Source organism: Kroppenstedtia sanguinis (assembly GCF_050433445.1).
GTDB classification, from domain to species: domain Bacteria; phylum Bacillota; class Bacilli; order Thermoactinomycetales; family DSM-45169; genus Kroppenstedtia; species Kroppenstedtia sanguinis.
Map to the genome: position 1 here is coordinate 1 of NZ_JBNPXF010000022.1, position 21349 is coordinate 21349.

18 protein-coding genes are annotated in these 21349 nt (G+C 46.9%); 2 read left to right on the plus strand and 16 right to left on the minus strand.

What is annotated here, in order from left to right:
* Positions 1 to 177: 177 nt before the first annotated feature.
* Positions 178 to 747, minus strand: coding sequence for a hypothetical protein (locus tag JOD24_RS12630; protein WP_380165630.1), 570 nt, complete (start codon positions 745 to 747; stop codon positions 178 to 180).
* Between the two features lie 183 nt (positions 748 to 930).
* On the opposite strand from JOD24_RS12630, the gene JOD24_RS12635 reads away from it, so the two are divergent.
* Both JOD24_RS12635 and JOD24_RS12640 read left to right on the plus strand, forming a co-directional pair.
* Positions 931 to 1545, plus strand: a complete 615-nt coding sequence (locus JOD24_RS12635) for a TetR/AcrR family transcriptional regulator (RefSeq protein ID WP_429247021.1) — start codon at positions 931 to 933, stop codon at positions 1543 to 1545.
* A gap of 82 nt (positions 1546 to 1627) precedes the next feature.
* Positions 1628 to 2215: a hypothetical protein gene (locus tag JOD24_RS12640; protein WP_380165626.1), complete on the plus strand. Its 588-nt coding sequence runs from the start codon at positions 1628 to 1630 to the stop codon at positions 2213 to 2215.
* A 342-nt stretch (positions 2216 to 2557) separates the two neighbouring features.
* Here the strand turns inward: JOD24_RS12640 and JOD24_RS12645 are convergent, their stop codons facing one another.
* The 15 genes from JOD24_RS12645 to JOD24_RS12715 all read right to left on the minus strand — a co-directional run bounded on the left by JOD24_RS12645 (position 2558) and on the right by JOD24_RS12715 (position 21322).
* Positions 2558 to 5569: a GH92 family glycosyl hydrolase gene (locus JOD24_RS12645; RefSeq protein ID WP_429247022.1), complete on the minus strand. Its 3012-nt coding sequence runs from the start codon at positions 5567 to 5569 to the stop codon at positions 2558 to 2560.
* 49 nt (positions 5570 to 5618) lie between these two features.
* Positions 5619 to 6818, minus strand: a complete 1200-nt coding sequence (locus JOD24_RS12650) for a metallophosphoesterase family protein (RefSeq protein ID WP_429247023.1) — start codon at positions 6816 to 6818, stop codon at positions 5619 to 5621.
* 331 nt (positions 6819 to 7149) lie between these two features.
* Positions 7150 to 8166, minus strand: coding sequence for a class I SAM-dependent methyltransferase (locus JOD24_RS12655; RefSeq protein ID WP_380165620.1), 1017 nt, complete (start codon positions 8164 to 8166; stop codon positions 7150 to 7152).
* Positions 8167 to 8284: 118 nt separating this feature from the next.
* Positions 8285 to 9232, minus strand: coding sequence for an L-lactate dehydrogenase (locus JOD24_RS12660; RefSeq protein ID WP_429247024.1), 948 nt, complete (start codon positions 9230 to 9232; stop codon positions 8285 to 8287).
* Between the two features lie 337 nt (positions 9233 to 9569).
* Complete coding sequence (locus JOD24_RS12665) at positions 9570 to 10580, minus strand: sugar kinase (RefSeq protein ID WP_429247025.1); 1011 nt, start codon at positions 10578 to 10580, stop codon at positions 9570 to 9572.
* Positions 10567 to 11310, minus strand: a complete 744-nt coding sequence (gene dagF / locus JOD24_RS12670; protein ID WP_429247026.1) for a 2-dehydro-3-deoxy-phosphogluconate aldolase — start codon at positions 11308 to 11310, stop codon at positions 10567 to 10569. Before dagF ends, JOD24_RS12665 begins: the two co-directional genes overlap by 14 nt.
* A 15-nt stretch (positions 11311 to 11325) precedes the next feature.
* On the minus strand, positions 11326 to 12423 hold the full coding sequence (locus JOD24_RS12675) for a DgaE family pyridoxal phosphate-dependent ammonia lyase (RefSeq protein ID WP_429247027.1): 1098 nt from the start codon (positions 12421 to 12423) through the stop codon (positions 11326 to 11328).
* Positions 12413 to 13522 (minus strand): amidohydrolase/deacetylase family metallohydrolase, encoded by a 1110-nt coding sequence (locus JOD24_RS12680; protein ID WP_380165610.1) that lies wholly within the window; start codon positions 13520 to 13522, stop codon positions 12413 to 12415. Before JOD24_RS12680 ends, JOD24_RS12675 begins: the two co-directional genes overlap by 11 nt.
* Positions 13516 to 14622 carry a DUF871 domain-containing protein gene (locus JOD24_RS12685; protein ID WP_380165608.1) on the minus strand — a complete coding sequence of 369 codons (1107 nt, stop codon included), beginning with the start codon at positions 14620 to 14622 and terminating at the stop codon, positions 13516 to 13518. The genes JOD24_RS12680 and JOD24_RS12685 overlap by 7 nt, the downstream gene beginning before the upstream one ends.
* The gene (locus JOD24_RS12690) at positions 14612 to 14884 is read right to left on the minus strand and encodes a hypothetical protein (RefSeq protein ID WP_429247028.1); all 273 of its coding nucleotides are present in this window, start codon (positions 14882 to 14884) and stop codon (positions 14612 to 14614) included. The genes JOD24_RS12685 and JOD24_RS12690 overlap by 11 nt, the downstream gene beginning before the upstream one ends.
* Entirely contained in the window at positions 14877 to 16169 is a 1293-nt protein-coding gene (locus JOD24_RS12695; protein WP_429247029.1) for a PTS sugar transporter subunit IIC, read from the minus strand. Before JOD24_RS12695 ends, JOD24_RS12690 begins: the two co-directional genes overlap by 8 nt.
* Positions 16170 to 16195: 26 nt before the next feature.
* Complete coding sequence (locus tag JOD24_RS12700; protein WP_380165602.1) at positions 16196 to 16519, minus strand: PTS sugar transporter subunit IIB; 324 nt, start codon at positions 16517 to 16519, stop codon at positions 16196 to 16198.
* A gap of 11 nt (positions 16520 to 16530) precedes the next feature.
* On the minus strand, positions 16531 to 16833 hold the full coding sequence (locus tag JOD24_RS12705; RefSeq protein WP_429247046.1) for a PTS lactose/cellobiose transporter subunit IIA: 303 nt from the start codon (positions 16831 to 16833) through the stop codon (positions 16531 to 16533).
* 97 nt (positions 16834 to 16930) lie between these two features.
* The gene (locus JOD24_RS12710; RefSeq protein ID WP_429247030.1) at positions 16931 to 18868 is read right to left on the minus strand and encodes a BglG family transcription antiterminator; all 1938 of its coding nucleotides are present in this window, start codon (positions 18866 to 18868) and stop codon (positions 16931 to 16933) included.
* Positions 18869 to 20077: 1209 nt separating this feature from the next.
* Positions 20078 to 21322: an MFS transporter gene (locus JOD24_RS12715; protein WP_429247031.1), complete on the minus strand. Its 1245-nt coding sequence runs from the start codon at positions 21320 to 21322 to the stop codon at positions 20078 to 20080.
* Positions 21323 to 21349: the final 27 nt, after the last annotated feature.

Here is a 21349-nt window from a genome sequence, read left to right on the forward strand (position 1 = left end):
ACAACCCATTTTCCGGTTAATCAACAGCCCTGATTTAATGTTTCCAACTCCTAATAAGAACGCGACGCCGTCCCACCCTTCTGCCCCTGTTTCCTACCTAAAATATGTAATCCACACGCATGGATACGAATCAGGATTCTTCCATCTTGGCCCGCTTAATTATTCCAAGCGTAATATTCATGTTTCTTCACGGATGTTATATTTTGCTTTGCCATAATGATCGACGGCGAAGCTAAACAATACTTTCATCAAAAACAGTATGCCAATGATCAGCATATAGGGTGTTATTCCAGGTAGCATAGGCATGCAACCCAGACCAACAGACAAAAGCAATCCCGCGAAGAATAATTGCGAATGCTTTCCGCTAAGGGCATTTACGATAAAGGCCCCGATCATCGTATAAGCCCATATCCCCAATGAATACCCAATATCGGTATTGAGAAGAAGGGCAACAAGCACGATATGGATGTGTATCGCAATGAATACGATCCGATTTGTTTTTCGCGCCGCATAAAAGTTGCTGGTTGAGGCCGTAAAATTCGCTATACAACCGGCAAAAATATCGAATATCAATAATAATGCCAGGGCGCTGCGCCACACCGGCAAATGGCCAATCAATTCCGGGAATCTGTAGTATAACGCAGCCGTCAGTATTCCACCAAAAAGCAGTATCGTCAGAATAGATCCAACAGACTGTTTTTCACCAAATACATCATGCAAAAAAGAAGGAATTCGAAGTTCTCTCATTTCATTTCACTCCCATCAACAGTGGATCATCCCAAATATTTTATTTCCGCAAAGTTATGTACTATATGTAGTATTAAAATACAAAACCATTATATCTAAATAAATTCCAACGTTCAATGTTTTGTACTATATTTATTGAATCAATCTAAAACTTTAGTTACAATTCATATGAGGTGAAAAGTGATGAACGGCTACGAACGACGGAAACAGAAAAAAATGGAGCAAATATACGACGCATCCTTGGAATTATTTTTTAAATATGGATTCCAAAAGATCACTGTGAATGAGATTGCTCATCAAGCGAAGGTTTCCCCTGCTACCATATATAACTATTTCGGTACAAAAGAACAGCTCTATACCGATACTCTGATGAACTGGATGGACAAGCAACTGGTGCAGTATGAGAGCATTCTGGATTCCAGGCTATCTTTTCCTGAGAAGACTCAGGAGATTATGCTGTTGGAGGCTAAAAACTTAAATATATTGGCGGATGAGTTTCCGAAAGTCCCATCCTCTGAGTTGAGCGGATGGATGCAAATGATGGAAAGCTATAGCGAGCAGAAGGTCGTGCACTTTGTTAGGAAGTTTGTCGCACTTGGCAAACAAGAAGGTTATATTAATAAAGATCAAACAGAAGAGGTGACGATGCGTTACTTCACGATGTTCAAGAATGAACTGAACCGGTATTGGGACGAATCGAATCAAGAACATACAACCCTGAGCATGGATCAACTGATGGAGTTATTCTTTTATGGGTTATCCGGACAGAGGCAGCCTCAAGAGCAGGGCGAAAGTTAAAACAGTTTTGTGAAATTAGCACAAAAAGTTAGAGCTTCTCATTCCACATACACTCACATGAAGGTTAAAAGGGGTGCAGAAAATGATAAAACAGGAGGATCTGCTTGCCCACCAACTGCAGCTGCAGATTGAAGCAGATGAGGTTGCTGAAGAGATGCACCTTAAGCAATTGCTGACAGTAGCCGGTACACCAGTAAAAGTAGGGAGTGCGGCGCTTGGTTTAATGGTTTGGAGAGACCTCGATATTACGGTTGTTTGTTCCAAGTTGAATATCGCTGCAATATCTGGGGTTGCTTCGCGATTGATGTCCAATCCTCAAGTCCGGGATTTGAAATTTATCAACGATACTGGCAACTGGAACACCGATCCGGCCTATCCCGACGGCTATTTTCTCGGTGTGACGTACGAGTCCAAAAGCGGAAACAAATGGAACTTGGACATTTGGTTTGTAGACGATCCTGAAAAACAGCCTGATCTGCAGCATATTCGCACGATGCCCGATCGCCTTACTCCAGCAGCCATTGTCTCTATTTTAAGCATTAAAACTGTTTGGGCAGCACGAGCCGAGTATGGGAAGCAAGTGAAAAGCTTTGATATCTACACCGCTGTGTTAGACAATCATGTGCAAACACCTGCCGAATTCAAGCGATGGCTGCAAAGGCGCAATTAACAATCTTCATTAACAAAAAGAAGCCAGAGGTACATGCCTGTGGCTTCTTTTTAACCTCTACCCAGACGTGGGGGCCAACGGAGATTAGGCCTAAGGACCATCTTCAAGCGGGCAGCTGTTTTCGGCTACTCTTTCTTCATCGATTGGCGCATGAAAAATTCAGCTATCTTCGGAACGTTGCCAACTTGAATGGTGAAATGAACACGGCAAGATTTTTCTGAGATCGGCTCAATACGATAACTCTCCCGAAATGATTGTTTTCCATCAGGAACTGTGTCTCCAATGTCAACAATTGATCCTGAACAAGCTCGGTCACGACCATGGTTCAGGTGTTGCAATGATTTATGATACTGGGTCTAAAAATGTCCGACTCCAACGGATGAGTGCATTCGCTTGTTCCTTAGTTAACACCTTTCCCCTCAAGATACGGATTTGTACCTCATAGGCTTTGAGGTGCAAGTTGCGGGCTTTTCGGTTCCCTTGTTCCTCCGCCTTCTTTGCGGCATCTATCCTGGATACCAATCCTTTGATGATCCGTTCATCGCCCCCTTTTGCTTCAATGAATTGCCTGGTTAATGCCCCCAGACCCTCGTAATCCCATAGTCCAAGTACTGGAGGCGCAGACTCCGGATCGGCTGCCCATTCCACATTGGGGGTGGCGCCCATGTTCAGCTCCAGTGTACCGCCTGCCATGATGGTGGAATAATCGATCCATGTGTGGTTGAAATTAGCACCATTTAACGTCGCCTGTTGAATATAGCGATTGTCACTGGATACCCCATTGGCTTTAATGGTAAAGGTTTTTCCTCCTTCAAGGTGCAACCGGACTTCCGGGAAAATGGGTGAACCCACCAAATAGTAAGGATCGCCGGGATTACTCGGGAACAATCCCATTGCACTGTGGACGAACCAGGATGACATGGCACCGGCGTCGTCATCCATGGAAGGGAGAAATCCTTCTGGATCCGCGCGATACACGCGGGAATGAATCGGGTAATCATACAATCCATGGTTGTGATATTTCTGTGTGACTACCTCAGTCGTAAATTGTCTCGCATAATATTGCGTCAGATAGGGCTTGCCCAAGTAGTTGAACAGATAGGGAGCATGAATATCTGGTTCGTTTACCGCCACATATTCATCCCTGTCAAAAAAGTATTTCAGATCCGCTGCCATCTTTTCGCGACCCCCGCTCAGATGGGCGAATCCTTGGATATCATGAGGCACAAACCAGCGATACGTCCACAGATTTCCTTGATACGCATACTGATTCACCTTCTCCACATCATTTACCCTTTGTGCATGGGGTGTGAAGAACCCTCGGATATTTCCCTGGTTATCCTTCTGCGTCGGATTCCACAGCTTTTTATATGAAGCGGAGATCCCACGATATTTGTCATATGTTTTCTTGTCCCCCAGCAGATAAGCCATCTTCATTGGAAAATAGGCACTATACGCCTTTTCCAGCTGACCTGAAACCTGCCCTTCGTCCGTAGAATAATTTTCTGTATCGATCGCCATGCCTTTTAAGGCGGCTTTGGCATCAAAACGGTCTAAACCTTTGACGTAAGCATCGAGAACCAGCGCACCGGCAAATTCGTTGCGTACGGTCGGATTCGGCCAATAACCATCCCCCCACTGAACATAAGTGCCTCGGGTCTTGTACACATCCACGAGAGAGCGCGCCATATTTTCGAATTTTTTCGGCTCCAGAAGGGAGAGGAGAGAGAATTTGCGGAAGTCATCCCAGGTGGTCCAACCTGAATAGTAGTCAAAATCTGCAGCGGTATCTGCTGTTTTGCGGATCCTTCCTTCATCCCTAGCAGCACGATAGGTTCCAACCGAGCTGGTGACGTTGGTCGGGAGCAAAAATGTACGGTAAAGTCCTGTATAGAAGATCGTTTTATACTCTTCGTTGCCATCGATAATTTCCACTTTATTCAGGAGTCGGCTCCATGCCTCCCGCGTTTTGCGATGCTGTTTGTCAAACTCCCAGTCTGCAATTTCATGCTCTCTTTCATATTTGGCTTGCTCCACACTGATGGGGGAGATGCCCACCTTCGCTTGAATGGTCTCCTTCTCCTGCGTATCGAATTTAGCCCACACTCCGATATTTGTCCCGGACCGATGTTCCTTTTTATCGTCTACAGCATCGCCTTCCCATGTCTTGTAAGTTTCAAAGTTCTGATCAAATTGAATGGAGTAATAGAGCGTGTAATGGCCATGATCGCACACGTTGCGGGCTTGAATCATGCCCGAAATTTCATTGCCGTTTTCGACCTGTAGATCTGCATCCAGCATTGTGGCATAGGAATTCCCCAGATCGATCATCACATAGGCGTCTTTCGACTGGGGAAACTTGTATCGATGCATCCCCACCCGGGGAGAGACGGTCAATTCTACATCAATACCGGAGTCGAGTCCCACTCCATAGTAACCGGGGGAAGCGGTCTCACTTTTTTTATCATACCTTTCCTTGTACTTGCTGCGATCCTTCGTGAATTCTCCGATGCCGGGTTTCATCAGAATGTTGCCCCCGGCTCCGCTACAACCTGCGCCGTCTACCCTGAGATGGGAGAATCCCTCCAGGTACTGATCCTCATAATAATAGCCGCTAAATGCATTTCCATCGGAATCCGGCCCCAACTTGACGATCCCGTTGGGCGTGGTTGCTCCGGGATTGGATTGGCCATTATCCCCCAGGGTATTGATAAAGGGATCTACATAATCCACCGGCTCTCGGTTCAACTCCGGGTCCGGAAGCTCTTTGTCGGTCTCGGTCCCATACAATTCAAATTCATAGATTCGGGCATGGGGATCTTGAACGCCCCCTTGATCAATATACAATCTCACGTATCGGCTGGTAAAAGTAGGAATATCACGCTTCACGATAGTCTGATAGTTATCTTTCACCACATCCACGTCTTCCCACCCGACACCGTCGGCGCTCTTTTGGAGTTTGAAGGCATTTGTATTTCGGAACGGACAGTGCCCAGACTCGCCGATGCAGGCATTTTTAACAACCCACTGATTCATCTTGTATTTCTTCCCCAGATCGAGCACGAGCCATTTCTTCTGCTGACCGGAATTGTCACACCACTTGGTATCCGTTTGTCCATCGACTGCGTATTCTGGAAGCTCATGTTCGTTGCACTGACCGCTGGCTTTTACCTTGGCATTTAAAGCCACATTTTTAGGTGGTGTCACCGACTCAGTCGACTGTTCGGTTTGGGCATGGATGTCATCAGGTTGTGCAAAAAAGTCAAAGACTGGGGTCCATACGAGCGACAAAGTACATAGGAGGATCAACAAACTCCTTTTCTTTATTCTCTGTTCTCCCCTTCCTCGTTTCATGCCCCAGTCTCCTTCCTAGGATCTGATATTCGGGTCCTTCCTGTATGGGTCACCGATCGGAAGAGTCATCCTGTAGCGGTATCGGTTTCATGCTTTGATCGTTAGCTGTTAAATCGATTCCGTAGTCTTTGGCGAAAACCATGTGGGTTTCCACCAGCACATCCTTTTTCTTTTCATCCAAGTTGAAAACCCTCGCCCCACGCAGCCGATTTCTCTCCGCACCTGACAAGCCATAGGCACCAAATCCGACACTGCCTCCATAACCCAGCAAAATCCCATAATAATTACCACAGTAGGTATTGACATGATCGTGGCCACAAAAGACGCCCTTGACATCCCCACGGTCTTGCATCGCTGAAAATAAGCCACTGTTAAAGGGACCCGTACACTCCTCTTCGTTTCTTTCACCTACAATCTTGTGTTTCGTCACTGCACGTTCGTGGGCTGCAGCGGAGCGGTCATCTACACTGGAAAACCACATAAAGCGATGCTCCCATAAGGGGATATGGATAAACATCAGGGAAGGAATTTTACGGCGGAATCTATTTTCCAATTTTTTAGATGTTTCAAAGTACCAATTTACCTGGTTTCCACGGAGCCAGTCCCAGGTAGGGTATCCTTTAAAATCTTGGCCGGCGATCTTTTCCGGAGCATATTGGCCACTATCCAACAACCAGAGGTTAAAGGCGGGGGAATTCCCACGGGAATGGTTGATCAGTAGATTCATATTTCCTGTGCCTGTGATTCCTTTAGCCCCCGGTTGATTGACATTATGTTTATAGGACATGTAGATCTTCAGCTGGGCTGCCTTATTCAAACCACTGTTCGGAGTGGAATCTTCATCATGATTTCCGTAGGTAATCGCCCATTTGATCCTCCTTTTTTCCATCGGATGAGCCACATTGTGGATCGCTTGCTTCATTTCCAGCGGGGTATCGCAACCATCTGCGATATTGTCCCCGTTCAGCACGACAAAATCAGGTTTTTCCGAGTCGAGCACTTTTTCCATCAGCTCGATGGTTCTGCGATCGATGCGTTCATCATCTTGCGCATCATTAAACTGCACAATTTTGAATTTGCCATCCCGATTAAATCTCAGTTTTGAATTTCTGCTGCTTTCTGCAAAGACCTCATTCCCTACTAAATCCCCCGGGATCATCGCACCGAGTGCCAAAGCCAGGGTGCTCAGGCTCCCCATTTTGATAAAACTCCGCCGATCCAACTCTTTGTTTGAATTCAGCATGTCCATAAAAAAACCTCCTGATTGATTCGTTCCCCGTCATGTTTCCTCGTCATTGTAAAGTCAAAATATTGATGGAGTATGACTTCGAAGTTAATAAACTGTAAGAAAAACCGAGGCAAAGCACATCCCAGTCCCTTATGACACAAAATTTTTCAGGGTATGTCCGGTCACACCGGTCTCTCTTTCTTTTATATCATAACTGAATAATCTGATATATTCACACAGTGGGTGATCGTGCCTCCCTCCCATAAGGAAAACGAATAAAAAAGAACAGGGAGATCCCTGTTCTTCAATAAATTGCGGGTATGAGAAAGTTTGAACAAGCCTTCGCCATCGTCTACCGTTCCCGGATCACCTGTGTCACATACCAACGGGAGGCGTCTATGTCCTCCGGTAGACCCGGTTTGAGAGCTGGCGGATCCAGTTTCCTGCAACGCACGGTATACGTATCCTCGCTTTTTTTCAGCAGGGGTTCAATGAAGGGTAAACCCGGTGCATAAATAAAACTACCACCCACTTGGAGTGAACGTAAGATCTCCATATATTTCTTGGCGTAGGTGGTATAGTCCCCGGCTTTGTGGATATGATGGTGCCAAAAGTGATTGGAAAAAGCCATGTTGGAGATGATCGTCCCCCATTTACCCGGTACGAAGCGAAAGTCGAGCCAATTCACCCCATAGATGAACGGCGTCTCCCTGGACACCGTGCGCTCCAGACCATACGCCTCTATACCCTGTTCCCGTAAGGCCTGTACCAATCGCCCTTGGCTTCCGCAACCGAGATCTAGCACTGGCTCTTGCATCCGCTCCCTTTCTATACCGAGTAACTCCAACTGAAAAGGGGCTTCGTATTCACTGCAGGGCACCTGGCGCACCATCAGTTGATCTTTCTCCACTAACTGAAAGTGTGTACCATTGGTTCCCAGCAACAAAAGAAGCACTTGAAACCCATGCTGGCGCAAAATATCGACCAGCATTTCCGGAGTCCTTTCCCTCTGCTCGTAAAAGGCGGCCAATTGATCCAGCAGAGACAGAAAGAGACGTTCCAGACGGCTAATATCCTGCTGACGAAAATTCGTGTACTGATTGGCTGCCATCAAAGTCTGGATCAGAGCATAAGCCAATTCTCCGGCAAACTCCCGCCACTTGTTCTCTTGGATCCGCATGGTATTTAGCTCCGCTTGGATGGAGGCCTGCTCCGCCAGAAAGGCTTGGACTACCTTCGGTGTCGGAGCCAGATGAATCCGATCCCCTGATCGGAGAGTCAAGCGAATGATCTGCTCTTTCAATAACAATCCGCATAGTTCATCCCTTTCTCCCCTGAGTCGTTCCCGTTGCATATCCTTTAGCTTCATCACCTCATTTGAATATAATTATACAGCCGGGAACATCCGGGTTCAATTGCTGCGCCTCCATTTGTGAATCATTGAACATACCGTGACAAAAACCTACCACGACAACGTGCGGAGCGGATTAACCCCTGCGGATCACTTGTGAAATCACATCGGCGGAGTGGTGTAATTTCCGGGTTTCCTCCTCGTTCAATCGCAACTCCACCACTTCCCGAACCCCATCTTGATTCAAGATGGCGGGGAGTCCGATATAGACATCCTTCAGACCGTATTCTCCCCGAGCCAGACAGGAAACGGTATGGATCGAATTTTCATCTTCCAGAAGGGCCTGGGTCAATCGCACCAGTCCCATGCCAATGCCGTAAAAAGTCGCCCCTTTGGCTTGGATAATATGATATGCAGCATCCCGCACTTGAACGAACAAGTCATCCAGTTCCTGTTTGGAAGGCCCTTTGCCCTCCGCCAAGTATTGGCCGATGGAACGGCGACCGATATCGGTCAAGCTCCATACCGGTAGTTCCGTGTCCCCGTGTTCGCCGATGATATAAGCGTGCACATTGCGCGTATCCACTTGGTAGGCTTGTCCGAGCAAGTAGCGGAAGCGGGCGGTATCCAAAATGGTGCCGGAACCGATCACCCGTTCCGACGGTAGGCCCGAATACTTCCAGGTAACATAGCTCAATACATCTACTGGGTTGGTCGCAACGATAAAGATCCCGTTAAAACCACTTTTCATCACCGAGTCGATGATCGACTCAAAGATACGGGTATTTTTCTCCACCAGATCCAGGCGCGTCTCCCCAGGAGCCTGATTAGCCCCCGCCGTCAAGACAACGATATCCGCATCCTCACAATCGGAATAGTCCCCCGCCCGAATGGTCATCGCGGACCCGGCGAAAGGAAGGCCGTGGTTTAAATCCATCGCGTCCCCCTTCGCTTTCTCCTCATTGGCGTCGATGAGGATCAGTTCATGGCACAGCCCTTTAATGAAGCAGGCGTATGCGAAACTGGAACCGACCGCTCCCGTACCCACGACGACAATGCGCGACGTTTTGCCCGCCTTAGGCATGTGAGACATCCCCCTTCTCTAAGATCCCTACGCAATCCCTGAGTCAGTGTAACTCTTCTTCCAGTATACCCTCTTCACATTTTTCTTCACGCATGAGATTCCAACAAAATCCTGAATTCCTTTGGAGGTTCATGGAAGTGTCCATCCCCGATCACAGAGCGATCCAAACCGTATGTTGATTCCTATGGATAGAAGATGATTTACCAAAATCTCTGAGATCGTAAGTGCAAACCTACCGCCGGGACTTCCGTGATAGTCCGGCCAACAGGTCGCATGAATCTGAAACCATTTTTTGACACAAACAGTTTCATTTAAGTATTTTGCACTCCCCCAAAATTCACCTCTCGATCTCCCGAAATGATGATTCCATCCATTCCTGGATCTCTTTCAAACCAGCGATCGGCGAATCGCCGTAAGTCGTGTGGGCATAAACACTTGCTGCCACAGCGAAATTGACTGTCTCTTGGGATGACAGGTTCTCAAGAACACCGTGAATCACTCCTCCGGCAAAGGCATCACCGGCTCCAATTCGATCCAATACAGGAAATCGATAAGGCTTGGAGCAGGCCATTTCGCCGTTCATCAGAACAAATCCTTTCAGGAAATGTCCATCTGACACAACCTCACGAATCGTTCCAGCTACAACTGGCAGGTTAAACGTTTCAGAGATCTTGGGGAGGAAATCCTGCATTTGTTTTTCCCGATCCGTTTCCTTCGTTTCCCAGTTTAAAATATGGATGGCATCCTGTTCGCTGATCATGCAAATGTCAGCAAGGGATAGCATTTTCTCATACCACGGTTTGGCCTCTGCATAGCTTCCCCATAGTTTCGGTCTGAAGTTACAGTCGAAACTGACAGTTAACCCTCTTTTTTTCGCCTCAACGGCAAGAGCCACCACAATTTCGCGAACATTCGGTGTGACTGCCAGACTGATACCGCAAAAATGAATCCAGTTCGCATCCGCCAATAGAACGTCCATTTCATACTCTTCTAACTGAGACTGACAAAACGCACTTTCCTTTCGGTTTGTATAGGTTACTTTGGAACTTCTCACCCCAAAACCTGATTCCAAAAAATACATCCCCATATACTCCCCGCCCCGCAGGATCGAGGAAGTGGAAAGGCCCAGCATGCGTAAATGCGCCAGCGCTGCATCCCCCAGCCGATTGGCCGGCAACTTGGAGATCAACCGGGTGGAATAACCGTATTTCGACAATCCACTCAGAACATTCACACCGGAACCGGAAAATAAATAATGAAGGGTCCGACTCTGTTCCAATGTGGCGTAAGCGGGTACCTCCAATCGCATCATCACTTCACCGAATGCCAATACACTACGCACAGGCATCCACCCACTTCTTCGTCAGCCTCCATAACTGTTTCACTTGTTCCACATCGGTATCCCCGGTATGGGGATCCACGATGGAAGAATAGATATGCGGAATGATTTGGGGCACCCCGGCTTGCAAAGCTATCTGCAGAATTTCACCGTAATTTGCCAAATTCAGACCCCCGGTGGGTTCCACACAGAAGTTCGCTTCCCTGCATGCCTCCGCCACTGCTTTAAATTCCTCGACAGTTGTCAGTCCCTTCATCGGGAAAAATTTAATGGAGTTTCCCCCCATATCTTTCACCATAGCGATCGCTGTATCGATGGGGACAAGAGCGGGCGGGGACTCTTCACTTAAAGGACCGGTTGAAATGCGTACGAACCCCGGTTGACCTGAAGGCGATACCAAGGAATTGATCAGAGGGGCCTCGTGGTTTAATGCAGCACGAGTGTATCCTACCGCTGTAAATACCTGATTGACATGAGGCGGTGGGTAGAAGCGGCAGATGTCCGCCACTTTCCGCCATTGTAAAGGATCACCGTTACCCAATCCTAGAGACACGGACCCATGAACAACTTCATCGTATCGCTTTAAATCCTGTATCGCCTCCTCCACCGTTTTGTAGTTTTTGGCAAGCAACCCCACTAATACATGACCTTCTGCCGCTTCATCAATCTCTCTTGCATTCTGAACACGGTTTGCAAGTACATTGAAGCAGACGCGGTGTTTATAGAAATTCAGCCCCATTGGCGTACGCCCCCTTCAAGAAGTAACACTCAGTATTTGTTGGAGTTTGCCCACAATGATCTCCATATCTCCATCTTTCAAGGGACGGGGATCTATATCGATATATCCGGCGTTGGCCTCATAGTCACGTGTATACACGGCGATTTCACCGCTTTTCAGAAGTTCTGCCACCTCTTTGGCCGAATAGGTCACAGGAGACTGAATATAGACACGACCACGAATGATCCGACGCCCGGCTTCGTCCTGCTGAATCGCTACCTTTACACCCTCCATGTCGTTCAAGGTTTCTAACTGTTTCAACAGAGATCGTTGGGATTCAAGGGATGGGGTTTGCTTCTTGTAATTTTCCAGTGCTTGCAACAGCCCAAAGATCGTCTCTTTGCCCACTTTCATCCCCCGACCGATTCCGGACAACTGCTTTTCGATATATTGTATGAACTCTTTTTTCCCGGCGACGATTCCGGAGGTGGGGCCTGCAATCGCTTTCGCTCCGCTACAGATGACGACATCCGCCAGTGCAGGATATGGGGAGAAGTCTTCTTCTGCAGCAGCGTCTACAATCAATGGCAGATCATACTGTCTGCAAAGGGCTTTGACTTGCTCCAGGGAGGGCATGTTTTTTTGTACACAGTGATGGGATTTTACATATAGAACAGCCACTGTCCTCCCGGTGATCGCTGCTTCCAGTTGCTCCACACGACATCCATTGGCATAACCGGCTTCCTTTAATCGTCCTCCACCGAGACGAACCATCGTTTCCACTGGCGCGCCAAAGTCCACATGGTGTCCTTTGAGAATAACAATTTCATGGGGCTTCTCCTCGGCCACTTCGTACAGATTGTCTATGGCTCTCAGGTCATCCTTGGCAATCAACCCGGCCACGGTCAGGGCGATCCCTCCCGCCGCACAGTTGACGATGAGAGCCCTTTCCGCTCCGAACCATGCAGCGGCATAATCCCCCGCCTTTTTCATCAAATCAGCCATTTCAAAGTACTGTTGTCCCCCTTGTCCCATGGCATCCACTACAGAATCCGCCAAGGTGGAAACTCCCAACACCGTCATTCTCCCGCTGGCATTAATCACTCTGCGCAGACCCAGTCCTTCAAAGTTCAATATATTCCCCCCTCAGCACAACCCCTTTGGGTGATATTTTTTGATGATAGGTTACCGATTCCCCAAGTGAGTCCGTCAGCACATGTTCACCCTCATCGACTGTAAATAGAGTCAAATCGGCAACCATCCCTTTTTTCAGTCGGCCTGATTGTCCTTTATACAACAGGTTCGCCGGTGCGTCTGTTACAGCGTCTATGACGGTTTCCAGGTCATAGCCCAAGTATAGGAACTTGGTCAGTGTGGTGGCCATGTCATAGACCGGGCCCTTTTCTTGATTGCGCTTGTACAAATCCGTGCTGATCGTATGAAAAGGAACCCCCTCTGCTTTGGCTTTTCTGGCGACAGCAAAGGAAAAGCTGTCCGTTCCGTGTCCGATGTCAAACAGCACACCCCGACTCAATGCTTCACGGCATGGCTGGATCGGTGCATGGAGACCGGGAAAGAGTCCATTTCGAAACAAATGGTTATCTTTACCGTGAAAACAGTGGGTGACGATATCCCCGGCCCTTAACTCTGCCAAAATGTCCCCGAGCATGGGCGGCCCATTCCCGATATGAACCATCAGCGGCAAATGGAGTTCATCCGCATATCTCTTAGCTATTTTCAAGGGTTGAATCCCTTGCTTGCCCACGACTGAGGAACTGATCCGTGCCTTGAGGCCAATGATGAAATGGGGATATTTTTCACAGGCCCTCTTTAAACCGGGAAAGGACAAATGGTTCAGATCACTTAATTCATCCACTCTCCCCAAACCGGTTTTGGAAACATTTAAAAAAGCGAGTACACGGGTTTTACACTCTTTGCTTTCCTCATAAAACTCATCGATATCTTCATACCCGCTGCTTCCAGCATCCACAACAGTGGTGACACCAGTTTGGTAACCGATTTCATCTCCATAGGCACAGTAGGGAGGAAATTTGGAAAAGGCATGGGTATGCAGATCGATCCATCCCCTGGACACATACACCTCTCCATGGAGATCGATCTCATTTGAACCATCATGTTGGAGATGCTCCCCCACCTCGTAAATCCTACCCTCTTGGATCGCAAGATCCTGGACGGATCCATCTGTAAGTTTGGCCCCTTTGAAGATCAGCACTGTGTATCGTCATCCCATTCCTTCAGCAAAAAGGTTCCCCAGGGATGAATATAATCCAGTAAAAACAACTCCTCCGCTACCACTTGGCCCACGGGATTTTTTCGTTCGTCCATAGGCATTTCTTTTAAAATGACTTGCAATTCTCCTTTGTACTTTCCAAACTGGTTATTTCCGATGAAAACATCCCCTCTGGATTGTGGCTGACTGGTCCGTACCGGGAAATCTTCATCTTTATATTTTACTCTGACATTTGTGGAGCGAATCATATATTCACTGATATCCCCCCGGCGGAGGTGAGATTCATTCAGAGACACGTGTTTCTCCAATGCAGTGGCCTCAGGATGCCATTTGATTTTCAATTCCAAAGCGGATCGATTCAGTTGACTGAGGGATTCCAGCTCTTGATCACTGGCATAAGCATTACCAATGATGATATCGTCGATCACTCCAGTCGCCCATAGATGCTTCACCTGGACATCGATCGGTAGCTGACGATGTTGTTCCAGGGTGCACAACCCGTCATTGATATTCCAAGGGCCGATCCTACCGGATGGTGAAGTGACAAATGCCGCCGTCCGAATCCCCTGTTTTTTGAACCGTTGACTGCATCGGATAAAAAAATCATAGGGTAAACCGGTATATTGCTGGGGATAAAAATTGTGGCACCCCATCAGTTTGGCTTTGTTCGGCTGGTGGGACAAAATGTTTTCCAAGTAATGAACATCATTGCTCATGTTTAATTCCATTGCCAGACCGTAGGGATTGTGTGTCATTTGTGCTTCTTTCAGACCATCAAACCCTACATCCAAACGGATCCCGTCTGCACCCAGATCGGAGAAGAAACGAAGGTTATCATAACGGATGCCCAGTTGGTCCAATACCGGAGGTGCCACATCCAGAATCACCTCCATCCCCAGGCCTTTGGCATGGGTGATCAGCTCCCTGAACTCATCGATAATCTCCTCCTTGGGACGATGGACGGACAGCAGACAGGTGAAGACCCGTTCAAATCCATACCGACTCGCCTGGGTCAAATAAGCGAGATCCCGTTCCTTGGTACTATGTTCAGGATAAATGGAAACCCCGAGTTTACGTTCCATTTTTTGTTTCCTCCCTCTGAATGGACTGAGTGACATGTAAACGGAATTTGGCCGATAAAAATGTGGCAGAAACCACCGTCGGCACGACCACAATCGGTAGAAACTGTGCATCTAACATCACAAATACAAGAATCGATATGGCGATCATCCCTATGGCCATCCCCATCAACCTTAGCAGAGACCATCGTTTCATCCATGGAGAGTGATGAGCGAGATATTGGCTGATGACAAATGCAATCAAGGCACTAATCATCTCAACCATGGTTCTCTTGTTCCCCTCGCAAAATCTGTTTTTCGTAAACTTTGAAGAAGGGATAGTAGATCATCAGTGCGATGATGAAGTTAACCACCACCAGAATCCCCGCAGCAATCGTCCAGTCGGTACTGATCACAGCGGCAATAGGCGAAAACACTGTAAATGGAAGCTTTGCCATCATCAGCGGAATCAAGCCTGACACTGTGGTTAAGTAGGCAATCGTCGTCAATACAACAGGTGTGAGTACAAAGGGAATGATAAGAATGGGATTCATGACAATCGGTGCACCAAAAATAATCGGTTCATTAATATTAAACAGCCCTGGGACAAAAGCCAGACGTCCTAGTTCCTTTAAAAACTTGGCCTTGGAGAACATAAAGAGAACTACTAATGCCAATGTCGAACCGGATCCACCCAGCCATACAAACCACTGGATAAATTGTTCCGTAAACAAGTTCGGCAATGCATAGGCATCGGCGGTCTCTGCAAATTGTTCCATATTCTCCAAAATAGCCGCATCCCACATCGGGCGGATGATGGGACCTAATACAGCAGGACCGTGAATACCAAATGACCAGAAAAATACAATCAAAAACACCGTTAATAAACCACCCAGCAAACTGTTCCCTACCAATACGGACTTCAAGGGGGAAATGAGGAAAGTGATCATGGAGTTGAGATCAAATCCGATTCCATAACGGATCCCCCAGAACAGGAGGATAATAGCTAAGGCAGGTAGCAAAGCACTGAAGGAGTTGGCCACCGCTGGCGGAACACTCTCCGGTAATTTAATGGAAATGTTGTGTTTGATCATGCGGTGATAAATCTCAACTGCGATCAGAGAAGTGACAATCGCACCAAATAACGAAGTGGCACTTAAATCTCCGATGGATAAATACTTCCCCGCCTCGATGACTCCCTCGACGGATTCATTCACTTGAACAGGCACCACAGAAGAAATCAAGAAGGCGATCACCGATAGCAACCCGGCACTCAATGGATTGAGCTGATAGGAGGTTGCCAATGAGGCTCCCACCCCAAAGGCGGCATACAGAGCCATCATCCCCACCGTAAATCGAAAGGGGACATCCAGAACTTCTCGATAGGGTTCAACCCATTCGTTGTAACCTTCAATAGGAACATTTAAAAAAATGACAAAAAAGGAGCCGACAATTGTTAAAGGCAATGTCGATAAGATCCCATTTCGAACCGCCAGCAAATGTCGCTGAGCGGCAATCTTTTGTGTAATCGGCATCACTTTGCTTTCCATAAAAGCCATAAATGCATTCATGCTGTTTCTCTCCTTCCCAAACCCTTTTACTGGGACGATGCCTCCGAAAGCAATTGTTCAGCTTGCTTTAAAACAGCGTCACCGTTACACATTCCATAGTCAACCGGGTTGATCACTGCTACGGGAACATGGTAATGGGAGGCGAACTCTTTCATCGAGGCGAGCAAATATTTGACTTGCGGCCCGATCAGCAACACATGGGTATCTGCCATTTCTTCTTTGGCTTTTCCGGTGTCCACCGCCTTGATTCGATAGCTCTTACCTTGTTCTTTGGCCACTTTCTCCATTTTTTTCACCAACATGCTCGTCGACATTCCTGCAGAACAACACAGTAAAATGTTTTTCATCATTCAGTCTCCTTTTATTTGTTTTTGATTTCGCGATACAGATGAACAAATTCTGTCGCCAGTTCTTTGATGGTCACGGCGTTCATCAAATGATCCTGGGCATGAACCAGGATGAGATTGACTTTCGTTTCGTCTCCTTCTGCTTCTTTCTGTATCAGATCCATGTGGATGCGATGTGCCGTCGATATTTCCTGTTCAGCTTGATCTAGACTTGTCTCCGCCGCTTCGACATCCCCTTTTCTAGCAAAGGCAATCGCCTCTAGAGCTGCACTGCGTGCATTACCCCCATGCAGGATCAGCTGAAACGCAATAGGCATTTGTTCCTCCAATGGTTCTCCTCCTATGATTCAATATGTATATCTTAAGAACGATCATATCGAATACTTCCATGCACCTAAACACAAAAAACTTCCGTTAGGTAACGGAAGTTTTTAATAGTATATTCACAAAGTTCCTCACATTTTCTGCTCGAACCAAGTGATGCACGGTCCCCACATGATTCATCAAGTTATACAAGAGATCATACAACATTTGCAAGTCTTGAACATTCCCTTGCTTCACACTGAGTAAAGCAATCAGCTGCACCTGTTGGTCCTTCCATGGAATCGGTTTTTTCAGTGTACAAAAGGCGATAAAGGTTTGATCGCTTAAAGGGCGAATCGGATGGGGAATCGCAACGGAATGCCCCCAAGCTGTGGAAGAAACTTTTTCCCTCTCGATCACCGCGTTGTAAAAACCTTCCGGGACCAGACCTGCTTGCTTCGCCTGATCGCATAAAAACCGGATCACTTCCTCCTTACTGGAAAATTTATGTTGTAAAAAAATCATGTCCTCTCGGATGTAGGGCTTGACTTCATTCCGAATTTCAATAGACAAACCCTCTCGGATCGCTTTCACATCTTGTTGATCAAAGATGGAATGTACTTTGATGACGGGAACCGGCAAGGAAAGGGGAATATGGACCGTGCTGACAACCAGATCAATATTTTGGCGGGCAATCTCTTCCCCGCTTAATTGATAGTATCCGATCACCCCTACAATCTCGATTTCATCTTTAAAGGTTTCATGGACCTTATTTTTCAATAATTGAGCACTGCCCAATCCGGAAGCACACACTAATAAACACCGCTTCCGCGGCTTGGCATCCTGGGAACGGTTTAATGCCACACCAAAATGAATGGCCAAGTATCCCGTTTCATCTTCATGGATGGGGGTGCCCAGATGACGGCTTAAAATGTCCGATGCCGTCAAGGCCAGTTCAAAAGCATAGGGATAGCTGGTTTTGATCTCACTCAACAACGGATTCCGAATGTTTAGACCATATTTCATACGATTCATCACCGCTTTGATATGCAATCCCAACCCGAACTTTAATTCTCGGTCCTGCTTGAAATTCCTGCCCATCCGGTGGCTGACTGTCTGCAAAATCTCTTCCAATATGGAATGGACGGGTTCCCCCAGCACCTCCTGCAAACTCCCCAAGCCCCGGGTCGTCATGCTCGTACCCAGCAAATGAATGGTCACGTAAAAGATCTCTTCTTTCGGAAACGAGATCTGAAGCACTTTTTCCAAATACCCGATAATGTGTTCAGCAATCTCATACTCCCGCGTTTCGGCAATTTCTTGTAGATCCAGTTGAAATGACTCAATATAATGCTGTTCCTTGATCCTTCGAATAGCAATCGCAATGTGAATAACCAAATTATCCAGTTCCAAATCCGATAGATAAACATTGGTCTGTTCAATATATTTCAAAACTGTATCTCGGATCAGATGAAGATCAGAAATCCCTTCCCATTCATATTCCTTTTCCAGTAAGGGGACATGAACATCCCTTGGAAGCAGGTACTGGGATATACAAGACCGGAGGGAGAGTTCATCCCCAGTCACACGGATGCCATGGTAAGGCCGTCTTTCGATCGTCAAGCGATAGGGTTGGAGGATCTCCGACACCTCTTTCATCAATAGATGGACCGTCGATTTACTGACATATAGGTCCTTTGCCAACTCCTCCAATTTGATATATGATTTTCCGGTTAATAATTTCGTCAATATATAGGTGATTCGCTCTTCCTGAGTCGAGGGAATTCGGGATGAAGCCGATGGGTAGAATTCTTGGCGAAAGCGACGGAAGTTTTCTTTGTCTTCAATTCGCAGTTTATAACCGTTTCCACGCCGGGATTCAATCTCCGCCCCATAGGGTCTCATCAGGTCATTTAATTCTCGAATATCCTTTTGGATCGTTTTTGTTGAGACACCCAGTGCCTGGGAAAGAATCGACCGGTTTAATACAGACTCATTTTTCAGAAATTGGTCTAACAGATCCAACAGACGTCCATGTACCTTCAGCATGTCCACACCACCTTGTTCTAATAGTAGCAACTAAACGCAAAGCCGGAAGGATGGGATGGCGACGCCCTTCGCAAGGTAGGGCGAATTTCGCGGCTTTATTGACCATTATAGCAGTATCAAGAACCTATAATAAATCAGGGCTGTTGATTAACCATCAAGTGGATGACGGGAACGAAACGACCCTCTATCGTAAAATATGGCTTGCGGGGACGGGGATGGTGGGACGGCTCCGATCTCTTGCAAAGAACGCATAGCGAGACCCGGAGCGGAAAGCGACCCTGGCGAGACTTGTGCCCTATGGGTGCAAAGGCTTTTCACCGTCCCCACCATCTCGACCTGATTTACCACCTAAAATATGGCTAATCAATACGCCTGATAATAAATAAAAGCCTGTCGGGCTCTGGTTTATGAATCATGCAAAAAGTTTTGCAGATGTATTCGAGGTACCCAGGTAGCATCATCCGCCTGATTCGTCTGATTCATACGAAATCCCGGTCTAGTATGCCATCACTGCCCAGGGTAAAGGATTCGTAGACAGGAGAGAACGGAAAAGCCTCACCGCCCGGGCCGAGTCATCGGTGGAAGGGGGTGAGGCGCATGGAATGGCTTCAGGTTATCGCGGCATTACTCGTCGCACTTGTGGCCGTTGCTCGCTTCTTCCTAGACTGGCAGGATCGCCAGCGGAAGAAGTAAGCGTTGACCCCTTGTAAATTTTGGGCAGGAAGTTAAAAGCCATTAACGAGTTGCACCTCGTTAATGGCTACAGGCCCACGGTGGGGCTCCCCTAAGCCGTTCTCTCTTGTCTTTATTATACACACTGTAAAGGAGGATATGCAAACCATACAAAACCCATGGCTTTTTCAGCTGCAATCCGGAATGATGACGATATCTTCGACTATGTTTTATAGATGTAAGCGTCAAAGCAAAAGCCATTTACTCGTTTCTAACGCCCATTTTTCGGTTAACCAACCAGCTCGATTCTACAATACAGCGCGCAGATATTTGTTCCTGAATTGCACTCCTTTGCCTAAGTGATTAATAATTGGCGAACATACATAGTAATCTGAACTATTAACCTTCCTCCTCCCCTATCTGAAGTGAGTCCCACCTAGGTGATCTCTCATCCTGATAGTGACTTGTACGATCAGGAAATCTCTTGCCTTTACTACAAAGTAGCATGCCCTTTTTTGGGTTAAGACCATAAGGATTTTACTTATACAGTCGATTTTCCATCGGAACAGCAGACGGAGAGGATGTCAGTTTCCCCTGTCGATATTGAATGAGCCAACTGGTTCCACAGACAAAGGAGACGATCCCAATTCCCCACCCCACATATGGAATTCCCCACTGTTCATATGCCAATCCAGATAAAATATAGGAAAGTTGCATAAATCCTCCATAAGTCGCCAAGTGAAGGGAAAACACACGTCCGCGAACTTCTTCTTGGGTATGGGTCTGCAACATATAACTATCCAGTGGAATGATCACACCAGAACTGATCCGCATGAAATAGAGCATTAAAACACCCCAAAAAAGGGTTTCCGTTTGGGTAAGTAATACAAAAAATAACGCTTGAATCAAATAAGAAGCCCCATACCAAATGACGGCCCGACGATGCTGATCTTTAATAAATTGTTTAACCAAATACGCACCTGTTAATACGCCTAATCCATCGACGGCATATAAAGCACCGATGCCAAATCCTTGCATGTCATACACGTTACTCCCTAGCAGGGGAATTAAAATCTGATAACCGCCCCCGGCAAATCCCCAGCTGATCCCGATCCAGATCACCGCGCGTATAACCGGATTCTGAGTCGCTTCTCGAAATCCTTCTTTGAGGGCTACCCCGTAAGGGACCGAGGTTACTGTCGATTTGTTTTCCGACCATTTCATTTGAAAAATACACAGAGCAGACCAAAAATAGGAACATGCATTGAGAGTAAAACAGATTAAAGGGCCGGCGATGGCAGATAGGATTCCCCCCAGGATCGATCCCAGGATGGTGACAAAACTGTTGGTAGCTGATGAGAATGCATTAGCCTCCGCTAATTTTTCTCTAGAAACAATCATCGGGATAGTGGCTTGACGGGAAGGATTAAAAAACATGCTGAGCAGTCCAATCACCACAGATCCTACATACAACAACCAGATCTGTTCAAAAAGAAAGGCGAAAATAAAAGTAGCGACGGTCACTCCCCGAAGCAAGTCTGTCATCACCATCGTTTTTTTCTTAGGTAACCGATCCACATAAGGGCCGACAAAGGGTCCCAAAATCACAGCGGGTAATGCTCTACACATCAACAGGATCCCAACGGACAAAGCGGAATTGGACAAAAAAAGAACCGTCTGGGCCAAGGAGACTTGATTAAACCAATCTCCCATTACACTACTGGCTTGACCCAACCACAGATAACGGTAATTCCTATTCTTAAGAATACCTGTTTTTTTCATAATAACCTCTCCCTAGCGTATTGAAAT

Excerpts from the sequence above, each read along its gene's own strand:
- JOD24_RS12630 (WP_380165630.1), bottom strand. The coding sequence starts at position 747 with ATGAGAGAACTTCGAATTCCTTCTTTTTTGCATGATGTATTTGGTGAA.
- JOD24_RS12635 (WP_429247021.1), top strand. The coding sequence starts at position 931 with ATGAACGGCTACGAACGACGGAAACAGAAAAAAATGGAGCAAATATAC.
- JOD24_RS12640 (WP_380165626.1), top strand. The coding sequence starts at position 1,628 with ATGATAAAACAGGAGGATCTGCTTGCCCACCAACTGCAGCTGCAGATT.
- JOD24_RS12645 (WP_429247022.1), bottom strand. The coding sequence starts at position 5,569 with ATGAAACGAGGAAGGGGAGAACAGAGAATAAAGAAAAGGAGTTTGTTG.
- JOD24_RS12650 (WP_429247023.1), bottom strand. The coding sequence starts at position 6,818 with ATGGACATGCTGAATTCAAACAAAGAGTTGGATCGGCGGAGTTTTATC.
- JOD24_RS12655 (WP_380165620.1), bottom strand. The coding sequence starts at position 8,166 with ATGAAGCTAAAGGATATGCAACGGGAACGACTCAGGGGAGAAAGGGAT.
- JOD24_RS12660 (WP_429247024.1), bottom strand. The coding sequence starts at position 9,232 with ATGCCTAAGGCGGGCAAAACGTCGCGCATTGTCGTCGTGGGTACGGGA.
- JOD24_RS12665 (WP_429247025.1), bottom strand. The coding sequence starts at position 10,580 with ATGCCTGTGCGTAGTGTATTGGCATTCGGTGAAGTGATGATGCGATTG.
- dagF (WP_429247026.1), bottom strand. The coding sequence starts at position 11,310 with ATGGGGCTGAATTTCTATAAACACCGCGTCTGCTTCAATGTACTTGCA.
- JOD24_RS12685 (WP_380165608.1), bottom strand. The coding sequence starts at position 14,622 with ATGGAACGTAAACTCGGGGTTTCCATTTATCCTGAACATAGTACCAAG.
- JOD24_RS12690 (WP_429247028.1), bottom strand. The coding sequence starts at position 14,884 with ATGGTTGAGATGATTAGTGCCTTGATTGCATTTGTCATCAGCCAATAT.
- JOD24_RS12695 (WP_429247029.1), bottom strand. The coding sequence starts at position 16,169 with ATGAATGCATTTATGGCTTTTATGGAAAGCAAAGTGATGCCGATTACA.
- JOD24_RS12700 (WP_380165602.1), bottom strand. The coding sequence starts at position 16,519 with ATGATGAAAAACATTTTACTGTGTTGTTCTGCAGGAATGTCGACGAGC.
- JOD24_RS12705 (WP_429247046.1), bottom strand. The coding sequence starts at position 16,833 with ATGCCTATTGCGTTTCAGCTGATCCTGCATGGGGGTAATGCACGCAGT.
- JOD24_RS12710 (WP_429247030.1), bottom strand. The coding sequence starts at position 18,868 with ATGCTGAAGGTACATGGACGTCTGTTGGATCTGTTAGACCAATTTCTG.
- JOD24_RS12715 (WP_429247031.1), bottom strand. The coding sequence starts at position 21,322 with ATGAAAAAAACAGGTATTCTTAAGAATAGGAATTACCGTTATCTGTGG.